Here is a 25,477-nt window from a genome sequence, read left to right on the forward strand (position 1 = left end):
AATGAGAAAGACCGTTTTAATAACCAAAACTTGAGAGGAGATGTTAAACATGGCAAGAAACAATAACAACAATGAAAAGATGTCTCGTGAACAAGCAGGTCAAAAAGGCGGAAATAAGACAGCAAGAAATCATGACAAAGAATTCTATCAAGATATCGGCCAAAAAGGCGGAGAGACAACTTCCCAAAACCATGATCAAGAATTCTATCAAGATATTGGCCAAAAAGGCGGAGAAACAACTTCTCAGAAACATGACCAAGAATTTTATGAGGAAATTGGTCAAAAAGGCGGAGAAACCACCTCTAAGAATCATGATCAAGAATTCTATGAAGAAATCGGCCAAAAAGGCGGGAAAACGACTTCCCGCAACCATGACAAAGAATTCTATCAAGATATTGGCCAAAAAGGCGGTAATTCTCGCGCCAATAACAATAATCAGTAACGCCAGACTAACAACAACAAATTTAAGTGTCAATAGATAAGATTAGAAAGAGAGAGGCAGAATATATGCTTCTCTCTTTTTTATGTGTACAAAGAGTAAAGCGTAAACGAGTCTTACCTGTATGTATGCGAAACTATGAAATCGTATATAATAGGAAGGTATTGTTATAGCAGAGTCCTTTCCTTCATAGGTCTTTTTTAGTATAGTTATAGTATGTACCGTAGGCTTACTTACGTTATGTAGAGCAACATATTATGGATGAGTCAGAGAGGGGTTTATCATTAATGCAGGAAACATTTGTTTATAACCAACGAATAGGACATGTGCTCGAAAATATTAGAAGGGTAATGATTGGAAAAGAGGAAGCAGCAACACTAAGCTTGGTAGCTTTGTTAGCCCAGGGGCATGTATTGTTAGAGGATGTACCAGGTGTTGGGAAAACAATGCTTGTGCGTACTTTGGCAAAATCTTTGGATTGTGACTTTCGCAGAATCCAATTCACCCCAGATCTCCTACCCTCTGATGTGACAGGCATCTCTATTTATAATCCAAAAGAACTTGAATTTGAATTTCGCGGAGGCCCAATTCTAGGCAATATTATTTTAGCGGATGAAATTAATCGTACCTCTCCAAAGACACAGTCATCACTTCTTGAAGCAATGGAAGAAAAGAATATAACCGTTGATGGAAACACAATTCCTTTGCAACAACCTTTTTTTGTAATGGCAACCCAGAACCCTATTGAATATGAAGGAACCTATCCTTTACCTGAAGCGCAACTAGACCGATTTATTTTGAAATTGAAAATGGGCTATCCAACTTTTGCCGAAGAACTAGAAATGCTTGAGCGAACCGCTGGAGAGCATCCCATTGAATCCATACATGCAGTTATGAGCCGTGAAGAATTAGTTCAAATTCAGGAAGAGGTTAAGAATGTTTATATTGATAAAAATGTCCAGCATTATATTCTTAATCTAGTATCAAGTACACGTGCCAATGCTGCTATTTATTTAGGCGTAAGTCCACGTGGATCAATTGCATTAATGCGTGCTTCGAAGGCATATGCCTATATCCACGGAAGAGATTATGTTATTCCCGATGATGTAAAGTATCTTGCTCCGTACGTTCTTTCTCATCGTATTATTTTAACCTCAGAAGCAAAGTATGACAGTTTAACAAGTGAACAGATCATGGATTCTATAGTGAAGAACGTCCATGTACCGATTCGAAAGGAATTTACTTAATGAGGGAGAACGTAAAGTTTATCGGAAATTTTGTTTTCGCTTTGTTTCTCATCCTTGTATTATTTGCCTATGCAATGTTTCAAGGAGGATTTGTAAGCTGGTTCTTATTTTATTCCTTTTTGCCAATAGGAATCTATCATATCAGTTTGCTTTTGTACCCAATGCGTAACTGGACAGTGTCTAGACACCTGTCCCATCATGTCTTACAAGCAGGGGGCGGCGTAGATGTTACCATCCATGTGAGACGCTCCGTTCCTTTTCCACTTTATTATTGTATTTGCGAAGAAATTTTTCCTGACTCGCTCCACCGAATTGACAGTCGTAAGGAAAAATACCATTTTATGAAAAACCCAGATAAGTTATTGAGAAAACGGGAGATTAAAAGAATTGTATTTCCCTATTTTAAAAAGGAGTTTGCACTGAACTATTCTATGAAACAGATTCCTCGTGGGGAGCACCAGCTTCGCCATATTCGTATACGGACTGGGGATGTTTTTGGACTGGTGAAAAAGGAGCACACTTTTGCCGTAGAGGATCAGATAATCGCTTCGCCGCAGGCAAGGCCAGTTAAAATGGCTAAACAAGCTAGTAACTTCGGTCAAGGGAGCGTAACTTCCCAGTCTATGCATCTCAAAAACACAAATGTGGCAACAGGAATTAGGGAATACGTTCCAGGGGACAAATTTTCTTGGATAGACTGGAAGCAAACAGCTAAGAAAAACACGATGATTACGAAAGAGTTTGAACAAGAAAAGAGTACCGAGATATTACTTGTAGTAGACAGTTGCCTGTATGTAAATGACAACCATGTAACCTATGATGCGATGATGGAGTTAACGCTCTCTCTTATGGAAGAACTCCATAAACAAGGAACAGAAGTAGGGTTACTCACAATTGGAGAAACGGCCGTACATGTTCCTGTAAACAATGAACCAACCAAAAAAGAGGTTGTCCGTCAGCATTTAACAAGGCTACAGCCAGGAGGAAGTAAAGCTTTCTCCGTTAGTCTAAAAGAAGAACTAATTAAGTTGAACAGCGGTAATACGGTGATGTTAATTACCAGGCATATGGATCAAGCATTTCATGATATGTTAAAAAAACTAAAGCAACGAATGAAGCGTGTGATCGTTTTATTTGTCACCCCTTCCGAGCTTATTTCAGACGTAGAGCGGAATACAATAGATAAGTATCGGTTTGAGGGAATCTCCTTTTGTATCCTTACAGAGGATGAGTTTGTTACAAACCCGTTAGAGGTGGGGCGTTTATGAGAAGTAACACAGATCAAAAAACATCGTTTTATGTCGCGTTGCTTTACCTTTGTGGCTTCTTCCTTTTTTTAGAATGGTTGTATCCATTAAGGGATATTACTGACACAGCTGGACTTAGTCTGTTCGTAATGTATGCAGTGGTTTGCTTTACGGTGTCCATTTTTCAATTAAAATGGTGGGTTTCCTTTCTGATAAAAGGGGGTGGCATGCTAGTTGTGCTGAATTTCTTGTTTGTCGGAGCAGGATTCCTGTCACCAGAGTGGTTTAGTCTGTTACTACAGGATGCGATGCATAATCTGTCTGCTCTCTTTGGACGAGAATGGTATGCTCTTACCCCCTTGTTTCGCAGTGGTCTTTTCCTTCTGCTTATTTGGTTGATGAGCTATCTGTTACATTATTGGTTTGTGGTGATGAAGCGTGTACTGCTATTCATCCTTCTAACCTTTATTTATTTAGCAGTGCTGGATACCTTTACCATTTATGATGGAGGGATGGCCATTGTCCGGACATTCTTTCTTGCTTTTGTTGCATTAGGTATGGCGAATTTAATGAAAGAACTAAACAGGGAATCTATTCGCGTAAACCGAGTAAGAAAAACGCCGATATGGATCCTTCCTCTAATAGGGGTTGTGCTTTTTTCTACATTAGTTGGATTTGCTGCTCCAAAGCTTGAACCACAGTGGCCTGACCCTGTCCCGTTTATAAAAAGTACGGCAGAAAATGCGGGATATGGCGGTGGTATCCAAAAGGTGGGCTATGGAGAAGATGATTCACGATTAGGAGGCTCCTTTGTTCAGGATCACACCCCAGTTTTTGAAGCAGTGGCAGAGGCAGACCATTATTGGCATATTGAAAGCAAGGATGTTTATACAGGAAAAGGCTGGGAAAGTTCTTCTGGCGGTGGTTACAGTCAACTGGATAACTCCTCGGATTGGGAGATAGCACGTACCTTTCTTCCTAGTGTAGAAACAGAAGCGCGTGAGGCGGAAGTTGAATTTCTTGGTAATGTTTCTATTGAAAAGTTAGTTCACCCATATGGTATAACTAGTGCCTATTCGTATGATATGCCTGATTTTTTCTATGATGTGGAGACTACTGCTATACAGCCAAGGATTAATGGTGAGGATGTAAGTCTAGACAGATACAGTTTATTTTATCAACAGCCAACATTTTCGTTAGATGATTTACGAGAAGCTGGTAATAATGACCCGTTTCTTGATGATCAATATACGAGATTACCTGATATGCCTGACAGGGTAGGAGAGCTAGCGGAAGAAATAACGGAAGCATTTGATACACGATACGAAAAAGTGAAAGCAGTAGAACAGTACTTCGGAGCAAATGGATTTACGTATCAAACAACGGACGTTCCGGTACCTGAAGAAGATGAAGATTATGTGGATCAATTTCTGTTCGAATCAAAGGTTGGCTATTGTGATAATTACTCCACTTCAATGGTTGTTCTTTTGAGATCATTGGATATACCCGCGAGATGGGCGAAGGGCTTTACAAGCGGTGAGATAAAGGACCACAACATAGGACAAAACGGGGAACAAGATCTCTATGAAGTAACCAATGCTAATGCTCATTCATGGGTAGAAGTTTACTTCCCAGAAATTGGTTGGGTCCCGTTTGAGCCTACACAAGGATTTTCGAATCCTACTGATTTTCAGGCTGAATTAGATAATAGCTCTGGCCTTGAACAAAACGATGCGCTCGAAGCACCAGAACAACCTGAGGAAAGAGAGCAGCCTGAACAGGATGTGGAGGAAGAGGAAGATACTGAAACAGCAGCAAGCCCTGTGAATGGAAATGACAGTTTCTCTTTCCAATTTAGTTGGTGGTACATTGTGCTACTAGCGATTATAATTGGGGTCCTTCTTTATATTGCTTACCGGAAAAGGTTTCGCTGGCAATCCAAGTTAGTCGCCAAAAAACTTGATAGAACAGCCGGACCACAAGGATTCCAAGACGCCTATCATTTTCTAATTAAACTATTAAACCATCGTGGTGTAGTCAAGCACCCTGACCAAACTTTACGAGAGTATGCTTACGAGGTAGATAAAGCTTATCAGACAGATGATATGAAAAAGTTAACCAATCGTTATGAGCAAATGCTCTACAAAAATGAGTATAGTGAAGCACAGGGACAGGATTTAACACAATTATGGAAAGATTTAATTAAACGGATATTAGGTTGACCTGCCTGAGGAAGGTTAGTAGAATAGGGAAGTATTAACTATATTATTAATAAATCATATGCCTTTCGTATATCCTCGATAATATGGATCGAAAGTTTCTACCGGAGCACCGTAAATGCTCTGACTATGAAGGCAGAATATCTATAGGTATGTGTACAAGAAGCCTGGATTTCTGCCTTTTTGCAGCTTTTTAGCTGTGGGAAGCTGAGAAGTCCGGGCTTTTTCTATAACAAAACGCCTTAATCGGGATTTAAAATAGTCACAGATAGGAGAAAGCAAATGGAAAACAATGAAATGATTCTAGTGCTTGATTTTGGTAGTCAGTATAATCAACTAATTACGAGAAGAATTCGTGAACTTGGTGTTTATAGTGAGCTTCATTCACATAAGCTTACAGCAGAAGCAATTAAGCGAATGAACCCGAAAGGAATTATTCTTTCCGGTGGCCCGCATAGTGTATACGATGAAAATAGCTTCCGTTGTGACCAAGGTATTTTCGATCTTGATATTCCAATCCTCGGTATTTGTTATGGCATGCAATTAATGGCTCTGCATTACGGAGGGAAAGTGGAAAAAGCGAAAAACCGTGAATACGGAAAAGCGCTTATTGATTTAAAAGATCAACCAGTCCTGTTTGAGGGAACTCCAGAGCAGCAAACAGTGTGGATGAGCCATGGCGATAAAGTAATTGAAGTGCCAGAGTCATTCCAAGTTGACGCAACAAGCCCCTCTACCCCAATTGCAGCGATGAGCCAGCCAGCTAAGAAGCTTTATGGTGTGCAATACCATCCAGAGGTTCGCAACTCTGAATATGGGAATGATTTATTAAAGCAGTTTGTCTATGAAGTATGTAAGAGTGAGGGAGATTGGACGATCGAAAACTTCATTGATATGGAAGTAGAGAAAATCCAAGAGAAAGTCGGCGACCGAAATGTATTATGTGCGTTAAGCGGTGGCGTCGATTCTTCTGTTGTTGCGGCTCTAATTCACAAAGCAATTGGTGATCAGCTTACTTGTATTTTCGTTGATCATGGCCTTCTTCGTAAAAATGAAGCAGATGACGTTATGAAGGTTTTTGCAGATGACTTCCATATGAATATTATTAAAGTTGATGCGAAAGATAGATTCCTTTCAAAATTAGCAGGTGTAGATGATCCGGAACTAAAACGTAAAATCATTGGGAACGAATTTATTTATGTATTTGACGATGAAGCAGCGAAATTAGAGAATATGGATTTCCTTGCACAGGGAACCCTTTACACAGACATTATTGAAAGTGGTACAGAAACCGCTCAAACGATTAAGTCCCACCACAATGTTGGAGGACTGCCTGAAGACATGCAGTTTGAGCTAATTGAGCCATTGAACACATTATTCAAGGATGAAGTGCGTGAGTTAGGTTCCCAGCTGGGAATTCCTGACCGTATTGTATGGCGTCAGCCTTTCCCTGGACCAGGTCTTGCTATTCGCGTTTTAGGGGAAGTAACAGAAGAAAAATTAAAAATTGTTCGTGAGTCTGACGCAATTTTACGTGAAGAAATTGCAAATGCGGGCCTTGACCGCGATATTTGGCAATACTTTACCGTCCTTCCAAACATCAAAAGTGTTGGTGTCATGGGCGATGCTCGTACCTATGATCACACGATCGGAATCCGAGCAGTGACCTCGATTGATGGCATGACATCTGACTGGGCAAGAATTCCGTGGGACGTACTTGAAAGAGTATCCACACGCCTTGTAAACGATGTAGAACACATTAACCGGGTAGTGTATGACATTACGAGCAAGCCACCAGCTACGATTGAGTGGGAGTAGACTCTTAATTTTCGAGTGATGAAAAGTGCTGTAAAAGCAGTCGTATCAATGATTTAAAGGGTTTGGATGTGAACAGGATAGCTGTTCACCCGCAACAATAGTATTTCAAAATGAGACTCTCTTTTAATCACATTGTTTGTGAAAAAAGGAGGGTCTTTTTCATGACTAGAATAACTGATCTACTGGAGGATTTTAAACTTAATCAGCAAATTGAAGGGAGGAAACCAAAATATATTGATCTTTGTTCATGGAGGCTTAGTCGGTGGAATAAATTTATGCAAACAGGGTTTTCGATTGAGGAAGTAGAAGATGTACAAGCAATCCATATTAAAAAATATATCCAACAGCGGCAGCAAGCAGGGTTAGAAAAGCCTATTACAATTAACAACAACATCGCAACACTCAAAGTATTCTTCAATTATTTAGTTGATGAGGAATTTTTGGACGAATTAGACAATCCGATGAGAAGAATTAGGAGCATGAAGGAAGAAAAGCGGGTCATTGCCACATTTAACGACAGTGAAGTGAAACGAATTATTAATGATGTGCAAGAAGATACCTACTATAATATCCGAGATAAATTGATTTTAATAATGCTCTTTGATACTGGTGTAAGGGTATCAGAACTATGTAACATAAAGAACAACGATATTACCACGAGAACTATACTGATTTATGGTAAAGGCTCTAAGCAACGGCTAGTATATATCAGTAAGACAATGAGAAAGTATATGAGAAAATTTGAAAGAGCAAAGCAAGAAAGGTTCAACCATAAATACCCAGAGGAAGTGGAGGATTACTATTTCCTAGACCAATGTGCTATGAAATTACATCGTTCTCGTATTAACAAGATTTTAAAGGAGCATTGTAAAAATGCAGGGGTGCGGGAAGAAATACGCTGTTCTCCTCATGATTGTCGCCATTATTTTGCACAGAAGCAGTTACGTAATGGTATTGACGTGTATAGCTTAAGCAGATTGTTAGGTCATTATGATACTCAAATGACCGCCAAGTATCTAAGAGGATTAGAACAGGATAGCATATTGGAGATTGGACGATTACACAGTCCCTTGAACAATACAAACATTTAACCTTCTCATAGAACTCAACCCAACAGAGTAGAGTGATAGATTAACATGGTTTTTATTATGGAGGAGAGGAGGACCACCCTGAAGTTAGCAAACTATATTTATTAAGTTACTCTTAAAGTAAAATGCAACTGTCTTCTTGCAATTCGAAATATAAGAATATATAATTCAATTGAAGTCGGTCAACCATTAGCAAGGTGGTACTTGTTATGGTACACAAATAAAGTAATCACTCAAGCTTTGATATGCTCCCCTTAAGGTAGACAGATTAAAAAACAAAAATCTGTTTATCTTAAGGGGAGTATTTTTATGGGCAAAAAAAGGAGTAGACCTTTAAAAGAAAAAATTGAAATTCTACAAGCATATGAATCAGAAGAGTATTCGTTGAGTGATATCTGTTCTTTTTATAATACGCACCATAAGACGGTTAAAGTATGGCAAGAAAAATATAATAAATATGGCGTGAATGGCCTGAAGGAGTATAGAACAAAGAAAACGTACCCAAAAGAGTTAAAACTATCGGCGATTAAAGACTATGAATCTGGCAACTATTCCTTAAGGGATGTCACTAGAAAATATGAGATTTCGGACCCAAGAGTTTTAAGACAATGGATTAAAAAGTATAATGGTCATAGTGAAATGAACGGAAACAGGAAAGGGCGGACAGAAACTATGACCAAAGGTAGACAAACAGAATGGCGAGAACGGATTGATATCGCACTAGACTGCCTTGCCAAGGGAAAGGATTATCAAAGCACAGCCGAACTATATGAGGTCTCCTACCAGCAGGTGTATCAGTGGGTGCGGAAATTCGAATCTAAGGGTGCAGACGGTCTGAAAGACGGCCGTGGAAGAAACAAAACAGAGGAAGAACTGACGCATGAGGAAAAAACACAGTTCGAAATGAAGAGGATGGAGAAAGAAAACGAACGACTAAGAGCGGAGAATGCTTATTTAAAAAAGTTGAAAGAGATCGAAAGGAGGGATCGTTAAGTAGAGTTCGTTTAAAGAAGGAATTTACAGCTATCAAGGAACTGCATCAAAAAGAAGGGTTTTCAGTGAAGCTTTTATGTAAAGTTGCGGGAATTGCGCGTTCATCCTACTATAAATGGGTAAATAGGATCTCCACTACAGAAGAGAAAGTAAATGAAGAAATTCTAACGGAAATATATGCCGTGCATAAAGAATTCAACGGCATTTATGGTTATCGCCGGATGAAAATAAACGTCAACCGTCGGTTGAGTCATCAATACAACCACAAACGAATATACAGACTCATGAAATTTGCAGGCATTAAGGCTGTTATCAGAAAAAAGCGAAAACCTTATATCAAATCGACACCGCAGCATGTCGCCGAAAATAAGTTGAAACGTGAATTTACAGCTGAGAACCCAAATGAGAAATGGGTAACAGACGTCACGGAATTCAAGTATGGGGAGATGTCTAAAGCTTATTTGAGCGCCATTCTCGATTTGCATGACGGATCTATCGTCAGCTATGTCATTGGTCGATCAAATAACAACTCATTAGTTTTTGACACCTTTGATAAAGCTTTAAAAGTGGAACCAGAAGCTGGACCCCTATTTCACAGCGACCGTGGCTTTCAGTATACGTCTAAAACATTTAAAAGAAAGATAGAAAAAGCTGGAATGACGCAAAGTATGTCTCGTGTTGGAAAATGCATTGACAATGGTCCGATGGAATCTTTTTGGGGTATGTTAAAATCTGAAGAGTATTACTTGAATACGTATAGTTCCTTCGAGGAGTTGAAAGAAGCAATCGAGGCGTATATCAACTTTTATAATTGCAGACGTTACCAGGAAAGTCTAAACGGCCTTAGCCCTCTTGAATATAGAGCCAAAGCCGTCTAACTTTTTATTATTTGTACTGTCTACTTGACAGGGGTCAGTTCACTTGGTGGGCAGGGTGGTTACTTTATTTTTATACATACTATAACAAGACTATGTATGGTAACAAGCATTATGATATAGGCTAAATGAAAATCGAAGAATTCATTTTAAGGGATTATCTTTGGCAATAAAGGTAGTATATCTATTCGATGACAATTTAGACCTAATACCGTTGTTTCTTGCAACTAAACCTTGGTAATATACTTGCGATTTAAGTAGTGGATTTCGTCGATCTGAAGTAGCTAGAGGGTTACGGTATAAATATAACAGCTGGTCTTTACTAAATAATAAAGTCCTCACTCCTGATGTGGGGGCTATTTTTTCAATATTGAGCGATATATTAGTATTAGTTCTTGGTTACCAGCCATCTTCTTTTTAAGCTATAAGACTTTACCCTTAATTCATATTTAACAATTAACGGGCGCTTAACTATATTTATGGTCGCATTGCGTTAACGCTTTAACATGGACTAATTTATTCCAATAGATATTTACATTATGACCTTTGCATAGTTCACGGGCATGCTCCCTGTTTTAATTGTGATTCGGTGAATTATCATTTATTAATTGGTTTATAGGATAACCTCAATTTAATTATAGAAAAGTCTGTTAGAATCCAAACATAAATATCATTTCATTAATCGGTGGAAGATATGTAACTAAAAAAGGTCACTAGAAGCAATTTTATGCTAGTAGTGACCTTCTAATCTTCCTTAACTTTTCTTGTTCCTCTTTATTAATTTCACAACCAGTATTATTACAGCAATAATAAAAATCAGGAAAAAAATTTGGAAACCTGCATCAAACCAATTCATTTCTCCCATTCATTAAAACCCCTTAAAAATTCCTTGTAATAGTATGTCTTTTAACATATCCAGCCGGAATACCTTCAATTGCTATTCCGTAAGTTTTTTCTCCGACGGCCCATAAAGACCCACTTCTAGTAGAGTAAGAGTAATCAGTATAAAGTTCGTTCCAAGTGATTCCAAAAATAAACCCGGATTGATAGCTATGTACATTACTTACTCCTGTTATCATACCGCTCGAAGTTCTTTCTACTGTTCCTTCTACGCAAATCTTTCCAGTTAAATTCTTTTCACAATATGATGGATTACTTGTTGCGAAAAGTTGAATTTGAGATTCTTGCTGCTCTAACTTTTCTTGTTCTTGTAAGAATGTTTCAAACTCCTCAACAGAATCGAATTCTAATCTTTCACCTATGAATTCGCTAGTGTCTGTAGTTTCTAAACCATGTTCCTCTGCAACCTTGTTAGCTTCCTTCAAGATTTCGTCATTTGTTTCAGCGCTGACTGTAATCCCTGCTACCCCTAAGAAGACCATAAAACATAATGACGCGACAAAATTTTTCAATTTCATGAAAACCCCTTCAAGTGTTTGAATTTTGTAATACATTTAAAACATTAACATGGAGTGAAATATTAAAAAAGTGGCAAGATAGTGTGTAAATAAAAGTAAATAGATGTATTATATAGGGAACCTGTATTAAATAGGCTAGTACGTATAATACTAGAGTTAAAACATTTTGACTTTTATAGTAAGTTTTGTTAAATAGCTTCTCCTAAAATAGTTAGAAGTTCATATTTATTACCACAAAGTTACAAGACAACCCGCACACAACCGCTCGCACTCCTTTGTAGTTAGCTCACTTCTTAAAACAAGCTCACTCATCCCTGTATCCATAAAATCTTCATCATAGTAATCTTTCAATGTACCAAACCCAGCAATATTTCCATGTAATTTTTTCTCCATAATAAAATCCCCCCTAGCCCTATAATCGTAAATGGGAAGTAGAAGGGGCATCCATTCAAACTTTTTTTCTAAGTGTTTTAAAAAAATCGTATTGTGTACCATCTCTTTAAATGTCCTTGCATCTTTACGTATGGACTGTCTGTCGCTACAGTTTAGGTGCCTTACTGTGTTAATAATGATCTAAGCAAACTAGATCATCATCTAGGTACTCTTTACGACACATAGAGCAGTGTATTTTAATCATTTAGTTACCATCCCCTTAATACTGTTTATCAGTGTCACCTAGTGCCATGTCAATAATTCTACACAAGACTTTATAATCTTTTTATATATTTATCCTTAGATCTCATTGGTTTACTCCATTCTCCACTATTATCTCTTCATGAAAAAAGAGATGGGGCAAAGTATCACAAATGTTTAATCTAATCTTTGCAAGTACATTCAAAATAAGAGACCGAGCTATAAATTGCCCTATTCGATCGACTTGAAATTACCACATTTGATCACTAACCTGGTGTAAGTCCATTGTGCGTAAAGGTATCTAATATACTTCAAATGGTAATATTCTTACGTGATTTTCACTCTACAATAGGAGTTATAATAATACAGTCTAAAGGACACTCTGTTATAGCTTTCCGATCGATCAACGTTTAGATGAAACCAATATTTTATTGAAATTATTTAAATTATTGACTTAATTTTAAGTCGATGATATCATTGTTATGAGTTTTAGGCTTAAATTTAAGTCTTATTATAGAAGGTGGTTATATAGTGAAAGCATTAGGATATATTGCTAGGTTTTACCAAGTCACTATGACGGATATTGCAAAAGAAATGGAGGTCACCCCGCAAACAGTAAATGACTGGGTTAAAGGTAAACGTAATATTCCACCAAAGAGGTTAGAACTTTTAGCGAAAATGTTTAACCTACCCTCAACATATTTTTCTAAAGGGGAGCAGGAACTTAATGAAGTAGAAAGGCTGGAAATTGAAAAAGCAAAGTTACAAATGGAAAATGAATATATATTTCCTGAAGGAAGTAAATATCCTTATTTTAGTAAGCAGGATGAAATAAATAGAATCAATAATAAGTTAGAAGAGAAGAGACTGTTCCAAAGAATGGAAAAGCTGTTTGAAGGGGGTACTAGATTAGAAGATGAGGACTTTAACTGGAAAGCTGTAAGAAATTATATGTTATTAAATAGTTTGGTGGGAGTCTTGGAGGAAGATTCTATTTCACATATTGACTTAATTGAACACTTTACCAAGTTACTACTAGGTTCAGAACAAATTGAGTCTTTTAAAATGGCTGAGGACGCTTCAAAAATGGTAAAGAAAGACAGGGATCAGTAGTCTATTATTACTGTCAAATTGTTAAAGTTATCTCTTGAGGAGGACTAAAAATGGAGTTTATTAATATAGATAGTAATTGAAGGAAGCGGGGATTAGTTATATGAATACTGATATCTTTACAGAAGAAGAAGCTATTAAAATCACAGTTAAACATGGTTATAATGGTACTGAGTTTAATACAGCGGTATGGAAATCAAGGGGTTGTTTAAATCCTACGAGGACAATGGATGGATTAATAAGTAAACTAGAAACCATATATCATACTGTGGAAGTAAAAGGTAGAGGAAAGAAGCGTAAATACACCCTTAAGAATAAAAAGGAAGAAATGACTGAGAGAGAGTACAATTATAAAGGTACTGTCCCCACTGCGGAAGAAGTAACAATGAAAGAATATATTTTTAACTATCTAGTAAATACTAGCACTGTTTCTAAACCCTACGGGGCATGGGTTAGGGACATTGACTTATTTCAACGTAAGTCATTTTCAGAAAAACAATTGGTTGAGGAAATTACACAACTTCATATGGGTAATCTTTTTAATCCTAAAGAAATTGTAAACGAGTTTATTAATGCCGTAAACAATTTTAACAAATCATTAGTTGATAAAACATTTAAACGGTTAGAGAAGGAAGGAAGAATCACTAGCTCAATAAGTTATCATTTAAGAAAAATCGATGGCAACTATGAGGAAGTTGACGAAGAGAGATATGAAGAGATAAATACTTTTAAAAAAGAATTAGTAGAATCGAAAGACATTAAATATAACCAGTACATTCAAGCATATTTTTCAGCTGGTCATAGAAGTGAAAAAATGCAAAATATTATTAAAGAAGTAGATGAACAAATGGCAGAAGTATTTGGTGTTAAGTATATGTATCAAGCGATAGGTATTCAAGTTTTAGATGAAAATGTAAAAGAAGAAGTATCAATAGATAAATTTAACCAAGCTTATTTTCAGAAGTTCATTAATCTTTCAATTAACAGACAAAAAAGGAAAGACTACCAAGAAACTAAGTCCTTCTGGAGAAGGACTTATCTAATGAATACATTGAAGATATTGTCAATAGTTCTAAAAGAAAAATTGGTAGTTGATAGATTAGAGAAACAACTGTCGTTAGAATTGATAAGAGTTACAGAAACAGGATTATTTGATTATATTGGAGAAGCTGAAGATGAATAAATAATGATCATGACTTAAATGCTAACTTGTACACATTCCAAACTAGTAATAAAAAATTAAATATACTAGTTTGGAATGTGTACAAGAGAGAATTCACTCCTTTAATTACATAATATTGTCGATGTGAGGGGGTTCGGGGGTGGTGCATCGACGGCGTTTCACTATAATTTGTGGCAGAATTGCCACAAATTTAGTGAAATGTTTGTGGTAGCACCCCCGAGATCATAAGAGATAAATTTAGAGGAAAAGTGCTTCTAGGAAAAATATCTGATATGAATTAGAAAGTGTATTGTCTTACTTATAGAATGGATAAAACCTTTTCTTTCTAAACAAATTCTTAACACTACGCTCTAGTATATTAACATTCTTACATTTGTAGCAAATATCAAGTTTCTTCATATGTTGCATAAACTGGAGTTCTCGTCTTCTTTGCTATACAAAGACGGTGATTACCGTCAAATACTTCATAACTTCCACAACAATTGTACCTCCTTATTGAGCCACTTCTCTTGTTAAATTCATAGTTAAGTTATTTTGTAAAATTATCGAGGTCAGATGAATCACTAATTTGGAAGCAATGATATTTTTCCATTTTAGTTTTGATACTAGTACAAAACTCTCTCGGTTTTCCTAGTATCTTCAAACGACAATAATCTAATATTGCTTTGAACAACGGTGTGTTTGATCGTGAGTGAAAACTACTCAAACAAAATCTTCTTAATCTGAAAAAGCTCGATATTATAACAATCTCCTTTCTTTATTAGAATTATGGTAGCTTAAGAACAAACCTCATCATTGCTTGACCTTGTAAATATTACCCCTCATCGATTAAAAGTGAAACTAATTTATATGGAGTAATACATGTAGATAAATTTACTATTATATCTATTTATTTTAGTATTTGTAAAATATTGACATTTATCGATGGAAGCTATATCTTAGTATAAGAAGGTGCTTTTGTATTGTAAATTTTGGATAATATGAATAGTAAAGGAGGAATTATAGTGTCAATACACCAAGAACCGATTGATTTTATTGATATACCAGCTCCACAACATAGTCCAGATGCTTATTATAGAGTGATATATGGGGATGTTGATTGGAAGGAAGATAATAATTTCAGGAGAGCAATCTATGTAGTAATGGGGTACGAAACTGGTATTAGTTATAGACGGGTTGCTCATATACTTACGACATCTTATGAACTTAATGGATTAAGTGACTTAGACTTGGTTCAAACGGCAATCCAGAGATTAAAGGAACGAAATAATATTATGTAGAGTGTATGGCTCATTGAGTCGTACACTCTATTGGGTTAAAGGTCTCGTATTTATTTCAGCATTTGTATTTTTGAAAATAATAAATAGTTGGGGGTAATTATTTTGGATAAATTTAACGAAAATAATCAGTCTAAAATCTGTCAGTCACCTAATTGTAGAAGAAAAAATCAACCTCTTGACTTAGAAGAATTCTATCATTCACCAAATGGTATGTATGGAAGGAGAGCAAAGTGTAAAGAATGCCACAATAAAATATATGGACCAAAGAATAAAATTGCTTCACTGAAAAGGCAAGATATTGCAAATAGGTTGCCTAATGACCTAACTAAAGAAGAGGAAAAAAAGATACGCGCCTATTTTAAGGGGAAATGTGCTTTAACATCTTCAAAGGAAAAAGTTCACCTAGATCATTTCATTCCATTAAATTGGGAAGAGATTCCTCAAAAATATGGGCTAAGTATTGGTAAAACTTATGCCAATATGATTCCTCTATCAAGAAACATTAATTATTCAAAACATGCGAACAATCCCTTTCTATGGATTAAAAAGGTAAATATTAGAAAGGAAAATGCTATTAGTATGAAAGCATGGCAAGAAGTTATTGAGTACACATCAGATAAACAAAATATGATTCCTCAAGAGTTTGAAAGGCGTGTAATGTTGTGTTACTCCGAAGTCTGGACTAGAGATAGAATAAAATCTCTTAATAGGGTATTAGATAAATATGAGATAGGTACCAAAAAGAGAAGAGTAATAAGCTATAATGCTTTGGAAAGACTACTTAAACATGGAATTAATTTAAATGTTGCTGTAAATAAGTTTGGAAGTGACAAAGCGAAGTGCTTTATAAATGAAGAGACGACATTAATAAAAATAAGAGAGATTAAAGATACAATGATAAAAAGGAATATGGATAATTAATTTAAAAGCCTACACAATCTGGTAGGCTTTTATTATGATTACTTTAATTTGTCAACTTCACAGTTGTTAATGTAGAACCATTAGATTTCATCGTTAGTTTAAAAAGGTATACCTATATAAACTGTAAATATTATATTAAAAATCGTTTATAAACATATTTGAAGTAATATATAAACGTTTATAAATAACTTTACACATTTGCAAACGCAAGGTGTATAATAGACTAAATGATATTATAAGGAGCGGAATAGATGGGGAGTAAAATATTTGGTTATATAAGAGTAAGTAGCAGAGACCAAAACGAGGCAAGACAATTAGAAGAGTTACTTAAATTAGGAATTGATGAAAGAGATATATTTATTGATAAAGAGAGTGGGAAGGATTTCCAAAGACCTCAGTATCAGACTCTAAAAGACCGTCTAAGAGAAGGAGATTTGCTCTGTATCAAATCTATTGACCGTTTTGGAAGAAATTCAAAGGAAATTAAGAAGGAATGGGAAGAAATCACTCAACGCATTAAATGTGACATAAAAGTTTTAGATATGCCATTACTCGAAACTACCCAGTACAAAGATCAGCTTGGCACATTTGTAAGTGATTTGGTTCTACAAGTTTTATCCTTTGTAGCAGAAAGGGAACGGGAGAATATCAGACAGAGACAAGCAGAGGGGATTGCTATTGCAAAAGTAAAAGGAAAACATCTAGGTAGACCTCCACTAAATTTAAATAGTCTAGACAAGGAGCAAGAAAGGTTACTAAAGATTAATTACCCCAAATGGAAAAACAAGGAAATTACTGGAATAGCCTTGTCGGCATGCTTTCCGTCCTAATCCTGTGGCAATGTGTGTTTTGCCGGTACCAGGGGAACCTGTCAGAATGACATTTTCTTTCCGGTCAATGAATTTCAAGCCTTCGAGGCTTTCACGATTGATCTGTGGTGGAAATTTCACCTGTGATCCCCATTGGAAATGGTCTAACTCCTTATCATTTATAAATCTAGCTTTCTTTATAAGTCGTTCCCCCTTTGCTGTATCGCGGAGTTGGAATTCCTGCTGGAATAAGGTCTCCAGATACTGAGTGGGGTTCTCGAAAGGCACCTTTTCATAAATATCTGCCACATAGGCCAAACGAAGTGATTTGCACATTTCTTTTAATCGATCACTCATGAATAGTCACCGCCCCTTCAGCTACAGGGTTCGTTGGACGCAGAGAGTCATAAATATTCCAGTTCACTTCATAGGGATGAGGGTCAGATTCTAAAGTTGAATTGTCCTTTGAAGGAAGCAATTCATAAAATAGTTCATTAATTTCATTCATACTATAGGTGACAATCTGACTCATTAACCATTCTATTCGATCCTTCTGGATCGCCTGGGATTCGATACTTAAATAATTAGCTATTCTTCCGGGCAAGTAGGGGAAGTACCTAGAGTGAGACACGGAGCGTGGCTTCCTTCTCCACATCCCCAATACGAATAACCATGGCAATTCACGAGATTTATTCATGTAAGGTCGTGGACCTTCACCCAACACCTCACCGTTCGGTGAGACCACCTTGTAGGAATCCCAATAAGTAATCAAGTACACTTGGCTATAATGGTAACTGGTAGGAATATGGATGGCTGTACCATCAATAAGGACCTCTCCATATTTATTGGCTGATACCGTTTCCTTCTTGAATACCGGGTAATCATTTTCCGGCAAAGCTAAGCAATACTTTTTCTCTTCCTTGATAAGGTCCTGTATCGGCTCTCCTTTTTTATAATGTTTGCGTTTATGATCCTCCCTTGACTTCTGTGTTAACATTTCCTGTAAGTGATCTAGGTCTCGGATTACTGGAGAAGGAGTAAAGAAGTTATATCTTACATAGCCAACTTTATTCTCGACATGGCCTTTCTCATTCCCCTTTCTTGCATTGCATGCCTGAGGTTCAAAACCATAATGACTTGCGAACTTCAGGAAGGATTCTGTGAATATCGTATCTCCATGTTTTCCTCTTGCCCTTACTACGGCGGCAGCCAGGTTATCAATCCGTAACTTTCGGGGGACACGCCCAAACTGTGTAAATAATGCTTTCAACCCAACCAGAAAACATTGCTGATTCTCCCCCGGAAGGGGGACAGTGTAACCTCCATTACTGTATGGAAGACTCATGATCAGACAGTGAATGTCTTTCGCTTTACCGTCCTGAATGACTTCCGTTGTGCCAAAATCAATCTGCGCTTCAGCTGGAGGATGGGTCAATCGGTCAAATTCCTCCTTGATTGTTTCGCCATCTTCCATGCGTTTTTCCCGCCACTCTGCAATATAGTTACACACAGTTCGGTAAGATCCGGGAAAGTGGAGTTTCTTTAACTGTTGGTAGATGATTTTGTTATTACGTCGTAACTTCTTTTTTAAAGCGTGATCTTCCAACAACCAATCAGAAACAATCTCTCCCCATTTTCCCTCGTACATCATTCCTCCCTTTTTAGAAAAGTTTTCCGAAGGAAGTTGGTCCTCATCAGCATATTTTTTTACCGTTTCCCAACTGAACCCTGTTCTTCTTGATATTTCGTTGATTGATAATGATTTCTCATTTCTCATTTTTTTGATATGATTAACTTCAGGCATTGCCAGCATCCTTTCAATCCCTCCACCATTATTTGATTCGTCATCATTAACGGTAGGGTTTTTTGATTAGGCTGGCAAGCCTTTTTTCTTTGCTTTTAAGAATTGCAGGGTTCTAAGATTTTCTTTGCAATTCTCACTACTTTTATTTTGCACTATACACTTTTTCTTATTTTGCTAATAGAATATGTTACTTATAATCCTTAATAATTTACAGCTCTGAATATGATACAATTTAATTATAAAACTGGTAATTAAACAGTTTTATAATTTTACTTTGCCTTATAATAATTGGGGGAATAAATAATGAAAGATTTAACTATTGAGACATTGGGGATACTACAAATTGTTAAAGAGAAAAACGAACAACTATATAATAACTTTTTATCGGTTTACCGTAAAGTTGAACCTTTGCTAAATAACCGTATAAGTATGGTATTTCCCTATTATACTATGCATGATGTAAAGCATTCTTTTAGAATAATGAACTATATGGAAAAGCTAATACCTGATATAGATAGCATAAATGAATTTGAGCTATTGTTACTAGCATATTCTGCGCTGTTACATGACGTAGGGATGGCTGTTTCGGAGGATGAAATTATTAAAATAGAAAAAGGAGATATAGAGTATAGAGAAATAAATTATGACTCTGTGCTTGAAAAATTTGAAGGGGATAAAACACTAGCTAATCAAGAATATATAAGGAAAGTACATGCTATAAGATCGGCGGAATTTATTAAGGAAAATCTAAAAAAAGACTTAATTCTACCAAATATGCCTTCAACTACTTTCGAAACTGAGTTAGCTTTAATTTGTCAATCACACACCGAAGATATAAATTGGATAAAAGAAAATATTAGTGAGTACAGTTTGAAAGGGGATTATTCCTTCAATTCTCAATTTTGCGCTGTTGTACTTCGGTTGGCTGATATACTTGATTTTGATAGTCAAAGAACGCCGCCAGTTTTATACGATGCTGTATCACCAAAAGGAATTAGTAATGATGAATGGGTGCAACATTTCTCTATTGATAATACTGAGAAAATCAAACAGTCACATAATGGGCTTAAGTTTATAGAGTTACATGGTAGGTGCAAAAGTCCATATATCCATAGAAAAATACTGAGTTATATTGAATGGATAAATGAGGAAATTAATAATGCGAATGATTTAACTCGCGAATTTTCTGAGGATTATAGGATAATGCTCCATCCTAAAGTTTTTTCATTCATTGAATCGGAAGGCTATACTATTTCTGATATGAAGTTTAGCGTAAATTATAACCAAATTACCCAGCTATTAATGGGGCATAATCTCTATGGTGATAAGGTGTATGGATTAAGAGAACTAATTCAAAATTCAATTGACGCCTGTAATCTGAAAAAAGAAATACTAGATAAAAAACGGGAGTTTGGTGATAGCGAGTTTAAACCAGAAATAAAAGTAATATTAGATAAAAGTAAGAATAAAGTAATTGTTAAAGATAATGGAATGGGTATGGATTTGTATACATTAAAGAATTACTTTTTAAGATTGGGTGCTTCATTTTATAGTTCCGATGATTATAAACTTAAAGGATATAAGTATGATGCTATTGGAAATTATGGAATTGGATTTTTAGCAAGTTTTATGATGTCTGATGAAGTTACAGTTAAAACCAGACCTATAAACGGATCAATTCTATACCAAGTCGATCTAAGTAAGTATGATGAATTTGTAACTATAAATGAAAATACTGAATATGTAGATGAAGGAACAGAAGTAATATTAAAATATGACCAGTTCATCAAGGTATGGGAAAAAGAAGACACATGGGAAGATAATTTATTTATTTATGCAAGAAAGCGTCAATCTAGTACAGAAGACAAGATATTGCATTTTTTAAGTAGTAATTTTATTACTGATAATGTTGATTTAATATTTGTAAACAAAGTAGAAGAGGAAAAAATAGTAGTAAAAAACCTTTTATATAATACTAGTGAAAGTCATAAAAATTTTAAACTAAATAAATACTTGAATAATATTGATGGACAAGTCACTGTTCTTGGAAATATTAATAATGTATACACGAACAAATTGGAAAATCTGCATTTTAAAGGTGAACCTATTATTTTTGATGGTGAGAACTTGTTTCCTTTAGATGAAAATAATGATTCATTTCATTTAATAGATTTCTTAACTAATGATAGGTTAACCGTTTTAAATTTCCCAATAGTTGAAGATAGATATGAATTAGAAGATATTATGAAGATTTTTGACAATCCTAAAGAAGCGATGGAACTATACATAGATAGGTTTGATCCAAGCTTTATTACAATTATTGCTAAAGAAGAAATCATGGATAATGCATTTGAGGGCTATGTTGATTCTGGTGAAGATATTATTTGGAATTTAAATTTGGATGATTTTTCGGAATATGGTTTAGATAAATATGCATCTACTTTTACTGAAATTGAAGAAAAAATAGTTTATAACCTTGATAAAAACAACGTGTTTCTTTCAGTAGAAAAAATGCCTTTATTTAAAGATACTGAATATAAATTATTTGTTAGAAATGTATTTGTACAAAATGTAACTTTAAATATTCCATTTAGATTAAAGAACTTACACTTAAAGGATATGAGTATAAATATTATAAATCCAGACGTAATTCCTAATATAACAAGAAATAGCTTACAAAAAGATGACCTTAAAGAGATTCAAGAAGCGATTTATATTGCTATATGCCTATACATTCATGCAAATGTTGATGGGTATATTGAAAAACAAACAATACTGGGGTTTTTGAACAAATATCATGATCAAGATAATAAATATATCAAAGAGAAAAAATTAATCTAACTTTAACTTCCAATACTTAGGATGGTTCAAAGATATACCTAGTTTGTTGTCATATATTGTTGTGAGAGAAATTGGGGAAGAATATCTACCATGGTCATGGTGAATGGAAATTCAGCTACTTCATGCAGCTAAGAACTTTCCTTTTTTATGATAACCTCTTATGTATAGTTGCCTATAATCGATTTAACTTAGATGGTCCTCAATTGTCATTGAAAACGTTGATATATTAAGGAAGAATTAAGTTAAAAGGAAAAATTTAAGTTGCATTATAAATTAGAAATATAAATTTTGTGAATTTCAAAAGTGGTTTAATGCAGGAGGATAACTTGAAAAAGTCCTTTGTCCTAACACTCATATATAATTGAAGTTGTGATTATATTTCGTAGGTGGAGAAAAAGTAAATCCCACTGCCATTTGTTAGTTACGAAGGTAGAGTCTTTGGTTGGCTCCAATTGAATATAAGTTATGATTATGTATCTGACTTATTATTGAGAATATCGATAGGCACATAAAACTTTATCTTTACCAAACAAGGGTAACATGAGGTCTAGTATTATGAAGAAGTATTTTACTGATATAAATGAAGATGTATTACAAATTTATTCCTTTATAAATAGGTGAACACTATTCTTCATAAAGTACGCTTGTGGACTTTATATTTTACAAGTTACTTGTCCATTATTGAAAGTGAATAATGTTGTAAAACACCCTTTCACCTGCTACAATTGAATGAACAAATACTGTGATAAATGAGAGTCACAATACATTTTGAAATTGAGTGGATATGACTGTTTGTTAATAAGTAAAAATCATCTGAAACCCTTGGCGCTCTAGATGTACTTGAAAGAGTATCCACACGCCTTGTAAACGATGTAGAACACATTAACCGGGTAGTGTATGACATTACGAGCAAGCCACCAGCTACGATTGAGTGGGAGTAAGATTTAATAATATTTATTTAAAGAGGGATATTGTGTAAAAAGCAATATCTCTTTTTTTTATTTTTCAATAATCGTAGAGACAGCCTTTACTTGGTAGTAAGCCCCGGGGATCCACTGACAGTAAAGGCCGATTCTTCTTTTTGAGGCGTTTGCCTGCGCATGCATGTAAAATAGCTGTGATATAATATTGCTAATACAGAGATTAGAAAGGATTGTAATCATGAATAATAATGAGTTGTTTAATGCATGGATTAATTTGACAAAATATCATGAGCGTATATTGAAAGCGATGGATTACACACTTCAGAGTCATTACCAATTAGGAATTAAAGAGTTTTACCTTTTATATTACTTGGCACAATCAGAACAAAAAAAGATGAGGTTATCAGAATTAGTGCCTAAAGTAGGTCTCAGTCACAGCGCATTGTCACGCTTAGTTACAAGATTGGAACAATATAGAGGTGAGTCGTTAGTAGAACGCAAAAAAGATGCAGTTGATAAACGATCTGTTGATATCTTTCTCTTGAAAAAAGGAGAACAATTTATTAAGGAGATGCAACTGTTAATAAGTGAAAGTTTGCAGAAACAAATGGGGGAAAAAGATGCAGAAAATATTAAAAGGCTTGTTGATTAGGAAAGCTAAAGCGGCTTTTTAATCTATATCAAAACTTCCAAGTGAGTGCATTTTAAAGATCTGTTAAATTGTCTATGGCTTGACTTATCGTATTATACGCATTAATATGTATGCACATGCAAATAAAATTTAATTTAGGGAGTGATTATTTTATGGAAAATAATACGAGAGGAATTGATCATGTAGGCGTTACTGTCCCAGATATTGAAGAAGCTACTACATTTTTGAAGAAAGCTTTTAATGCTAAGATTTCTTATGATAATAAGAAATTAAGTGATGAACCGCTTCAAGGAGAAGATGTTGAAAAAACATTAGGACTTAAAAAAGGAGCGAAAGTTATTCATTTGCGCATGCTTTCTTTCGAAAATGGCTCTAGCATGGAACTTTTTAATTTTAAAAATACAGAACAAAGAGAACCTGTTATTGTTTCTGATCTTGGTGTGCAGCATTGTGCTTTTTATGTTAATGACCTTCAGCAAGCAGCTAAAAATTTTGTTGAAGCTGGCGGAGAATTATTAACAGAACCGGGAGAGCTATTAGGTGATGCAGAGGACGGAGCGGGAGGTTTCGTGTATGGTCGTACACCTTGGGGAATGCTAATTGAATTATTAAGCTACAATCCGAATCAAATAGATTATCCAAATGATAGTGAAGCAAAAAGGTTTACACCATAAAAATTTAGTGTGTCTTTTAGATTAAAGCCCAGTATTGCATGAATGGAGTAGTTTGATAACGACTCAATCTGTCATTTACAGATTAGGAGATTATTCATTTTAATAACAAGCGAGAGGTGCTAAAAATGAGAAAAATCGCAGTATTAGTAGGATCATTACGCAAAGAATCTTTCTCCAGAAAGGTTGCAAAGAACGTGATGGATTTGTTCCCTAGTGAATTTGAGACGGAAATCATCCCAATTGGTGAGCTGGCGTTGTATAATCAAGATCTTGATGATGGGAATAAGCCACCTGAATCATGGAGGAATTTTCGAAACAAAGTCAAAGAATCTGAAGCTGTACTATTTGTTACCCCAGAGTACAATCGTTCTGTCCCTGGTGTATTAAAAAATGCTATGGATGTGGGTTCCCGTCCGATGAAAGATAGTGTATGGAAAGGTAAGCCAGCTGCTGTAATTAGTAACTCTCCTAAAAACTTGAGCGGTTTCGGGGCTAATCACCACTTAAGACAATCTCTTGTGTTTTTAGATATGCCGGTTGTTCAGCAGCCAGAGGTATATTTAGCAAATGTTGCAACATTGTTAGATGAGGATGGCAAAATTAATAAGGAGGATACAATCCAATTCCTTCAATCCTTTGTGGATACCTTTGTTAAACTAATTAATCAAAATAATGGGTAACATACAGATTCAAACGCTACATGAGAAAAGTAATACCAATTTTTAAATTGGCATATTGGGAAAGCCCGATATGTCAATTTAATTATGAAACCAAATGAAGGTTTAATTTCTCGATTAGCAAAGGCCGGAAATTTAAGTTGAGTTGTATATTTCTGATATTTAAATATGAAAATTGAGGAGGTTGTTATTTCATGCGTTATTTAGCTTATATTTTAGCAGTATTAGCAGGAACAGCACTTAGCTTCGAAAGTGCAATATATGGTCAACTTGGAGAAACAATAGGAGAGCTGGAAACCAGTTTTTATAACTTCTTTATGGGCACTCTCCTCATGGGACTATTATGGTTATTTTTTGGGAAGGGGAGGCTTTCCTACGCAATGGAAGCACCAAAATGGTCTCTACTTGGAGGAATCTTAGGTGTTGTATATTTAACAGCTATTGTTATTAGTGTTCCATTTGTTGGTGTAGGGATAACGATGGTGACAGTAATTATAGGCCAACTAATCATGAGTATGGTTATTGAGCACTATGGTTGGCTTGGTATTAAACAAACCAAAATTAATAAAGAAAAAATATTTGCAGTAATTTCTATGGTCATTGCCCTTATATTAATTAACTAGGAG

The 25,477-nt window shown here is 35.5% G+C and carries 21 protein-coding genes, 1 pseudogene and 1 riboswitch; of the genes and pseudogenes, 18 read left to right on the forward strand and 4 right to left on the reverse strand.

Going from position 1 to position 25,477, the window contains the following annotated elements; translation table 11 throughout:
* Positions 1-49 precede the first annotated feature (49 nt).
* From LG273_RS03480 to LG273_RS03510, 7 genes are all read left to right on the forward strand, one after another.
* A complete protein-coding gene (locus LG273_RS03480) occupies positions 50-442 on the forward strand; it encodes a KGG domain-containing protein (protein ID WP_404457731.1) in 393 nt (130 codons plus the stop codon).
* 284 nt (positions 443-726) lie between these two features.
* Positions 727-1,686 carry an AAA family ATPase gene (locus LG273_RS03485; protein ID WP_404457734.1) on the forward strand — a complete coding sequence of 320 codons (960 nt, stop codon included), beginning with the start codon at positions 727-729 and terminating at the stop codon, positions 1,684-1,686.
* Positions 1,686-2,954, forward strand: coding sequence for a DUF58 domain-containing protein (locus LG273_RS03490; protein ID WP_379562376.1), 1,269 nt, complete (start codon positions 1,686-1,688; stop codon positions 2,952-2,954). Before LG273_RS03485 ends, LG273_RS03490 begins: the two co-directional genes overlap by 1 nt.
* Positions 2,951-5,155, forward strand: a complete 2,205-nt coding sequence (locus LG273_RS03495; protein ID WP_404457737.1) for a transglutaminase domain-containing protein — start codon at positions 2,951-2,953, stop codon at positions 5,153-5,155. The genes LG273_RS03490 and LG273_RS03495 overlap by 4 nt, the downstream gene beginning before the upstream one ends.
* A 45-nt stretch (positions 5,156-5,200) precedes the next feature.
* A riboswitch (purine riboswitch) is annotated at positions 5,201-5,302 on the forward strand.
* Positions 5,303-5,434: 132 nt separating this feature from the next.
* Complete coding sequence (gene guaA, locus LG273_RS03500; protein ID WP_404457740.1) at positions 5,435-6,970, forward strand: glutamine-hydrolyzing GMP synthase; 1,536 nt, start codon at positions 5,435-5,437, stop codon at positions 6,968-6,970.
* 161 nt (positions 6,971-7,131) lie between these two features.
* A complete protein-coding gene (locus tag LG273_RS03505) occupies positions 7,132-8,061 on the forward strand; it encodes a tyrosine-type recombinase/integrase (protein WP_404457743.1) in 930 nt (309 codons plus the stop codon).
* 306 nt (positions 8,062-8,367) lie between these two features.
* Positions 8,368-9,929 (forward strand): IS3 family transposase gene (locus LG273_RS03510; protein ID WP_404457746.1). Its coding sequence is split into 2 segments (ribosomal slippage): positions 8,368-9,028 and positions 9,028-9,929, totalling 1,563 coding nucleotides; the frame shifts between segments, so codons are not numbered across the junction.
* An 875-nt stretch (positions 9,930-10,804) separates the two neighbouring features.
* On the opposite strand, the gene LG273_RS03515 is transcribed toward LG273_RS03510, so the two are convergent.
* Entirely contained in the window at positions 10,805-11,380 is a 576-nt protein-coding gene (locus tag LG273_RS03515) for a hypothetical protein (protein WP_404457749.1), read from the reverse strand.
* Between the two features lie 192 nt (positions 11,381-11,572).
* On the reverse strand, positions 11,573-11,737 hold the full coding sequence (locus LG273_RS03520; RefSeq protein ID WP_404457752.1) for a hypothetical protein: 165 nt from the start codon (positions 11,735-11,737) through the stop codon (positions 11,573-11,575).
* A gap of 771 nt (positions 11,738-12,508) precedes the next feature.
* Between LG273_RS03520 and LG273_RS03525 the strand changes: the two genes are divergently transcribed.
* From LG273_RS03525 to LG273_RS03545, 5 genes are all read left to right on the forward strand, one after another.
* Positions 12,509-13,090: a helix-turn-helix domain-containing protein gene (locus LG273_RS03525; RefSeq protein ID WP_404457754.1), complete on the forward strand. Its 582-nt coding sequence runs from the start codon at positions 12,509-12,511 to the stop codon at positions 13,088-13,090.
* A gap of 100 nt (positions 13,091-13,190) precedes the next feature.
* The gene (locus LG273_RS03530; protein WP_404457757.1) at positions 13,191-14,270 is read left to right on the forward strand and encodes a hypothetical protein; all 1,080 of its coding nucleotides are present in this window, start codon (positions 13,191-13,193) and stop codon (positions 14,268-14,270) included.
* Between the two features lie 1,004 nt (positions 14,271-15,274).
* Positions 15,275-15,550, forward strand: a complete 276-nt coding sequence (locus LG273_RS03535) for a hypothetical protein (RefSeq protein ID WP_404457760.1) — start codon at positions 15,275-15,277, stop codon at positions 15,548-15,550.
* A 102-nt stretch (positions 15,551-15,652) separates the two neighbouring features.
* Positions 15,653-16,471, forward strand: a complete 819-nt coding sequence (locus LG273_RS03540; protein ID WP_404457763.1) for a hypothetical protein — start codon at positions 15,653-15,655, stop codon at positions 16,469-16,471.
* Between the two features lie 251 nt (positions 16,472-16,722).
* On the forward strand, positions 16,723-17,301 hold the full coding sequence (locus LG273_RS03545; protein WP_404457766.1) for a recombinase family protein: 579 nt from the start codon (positions 16,723-16,725) through the stop codon (positions 17,299-17,301).
* On the opposite strand, the gene LG273_RS03550 is transcribed toward LG273_RS03545, so the two are convergent.
* Positions 17,227-17,637 (reverse strand): ATP-binding protein, encoded by a 411-nt coding sequence (locus LG273_RS03550; RefSeq protein WP_404457769.1) that lies wholly within the window; start codon positions 17,635-17,637, stop codon positions 17,227-17,229. The two genes, LG273_RS03545 and LG273_RS03550, sit on opposite strands and share 75 nt — an antisense overlap.
* Positions 17,630-19,093, reverse strand: a complete 1,464-nt coding sequence (gene istA / locus LG273_RS03555; RefSeq protein ID WP_404457089.1) for an IS21 family transposase — start codon at positions 19,091-19,093, stop codon at positions 17,630-17,632. The genes LG273_RS03550 and istA overlap by 8 nt, the downstream gene beginning before the upstream one ends.
* Before the next feature lie 294 nt (positions 19,094-19,387).
* On the opposite strand from istA, the gene LG273_RS03560 reads away from it, so the two are divergent.
* The 6 genes and pseudogenes from LG273_RS03560 (at position 19,388) to LG273_RS03585 (ending at position 25,474) form a co-directional block, all read left to right on the forward strand.
* A complete protein-coding gene (locus LG273_RS03560) occupies positions 19,388-21,925 on the forward strand; it encodes an ATP-binding protein (protein ID WP_404457772.1) in 2,538 nt (845 codons plus the stop codon).
* An 833-nt stretch (positions 21,926-22,758) separates the two neighbouring features.
* Positions 22,759-22,866, forward strand: a pseudogene (locus LG273_RS03565) (hypothetical protein); the annotation flags it as partial.
* A gap of 220 nt (positions 22,867-23,086) precedes the next feature.
* On the forward strand, positions 23,087-23,500 hold the full coding sequence (locus LG273_RS03570; RefSeq protein WP_379562373.1) for a MarR family winged helix-turn-helix transcriptional regulator: 414 nt from the start codon (positions 23,087-23,089) through the stop codon (positions 23,498-23,500).
* A gap of 116 nt (positions 23,501-23,616) precedes the next feature.
* Complete coding sequence (locus LG273_RS03575; RefSeq protein ID WP_404457775.1) at positions 23,617-24,174, forward strand: VOC family protein; 558 nt, start codon at positions 23,617-23,619, stop codon at positions 24,172-24,174.
* Positions 24,175-24,299: 125 nt separating this feature from the next.
* On the forward strand, positions 24,300-24,854 hold the full coding sequence (locus tag LG273_RS03580) for an NADPH-dependent FMN reductase (RefSeq protein WP_404457778.1): 555 nt from the start codon (positions 24,300-24,302) through the stop codon (positions 24,852-24,854).
* A 191-nt stretch (positions 24,855-25,045) separates the two neighbouring features.
* Positions 25,046-25,474 (forward strand): DMT family transporter, encoded by a 429-nt coding sequence (locus LG273_RS03585; RefSeq protein ID WP_404457781.1) that lies wholly within the window; start codon positions 25,046-25,048, stop codon positions 25,472-25,474.
* Positions 25,475-25,477 lie beyond the last annotated feature (3 nt).

Source organism: Oceanobacillus kapialis, from assembly GCF_044790185.1.
Taxonomy (GTDB): Bacteria; Bacillota; Bacilli; order Bacillales; family Amphibacillaceae; genus Oceanobacillus_B; species Oceanobacillus_B kapialis.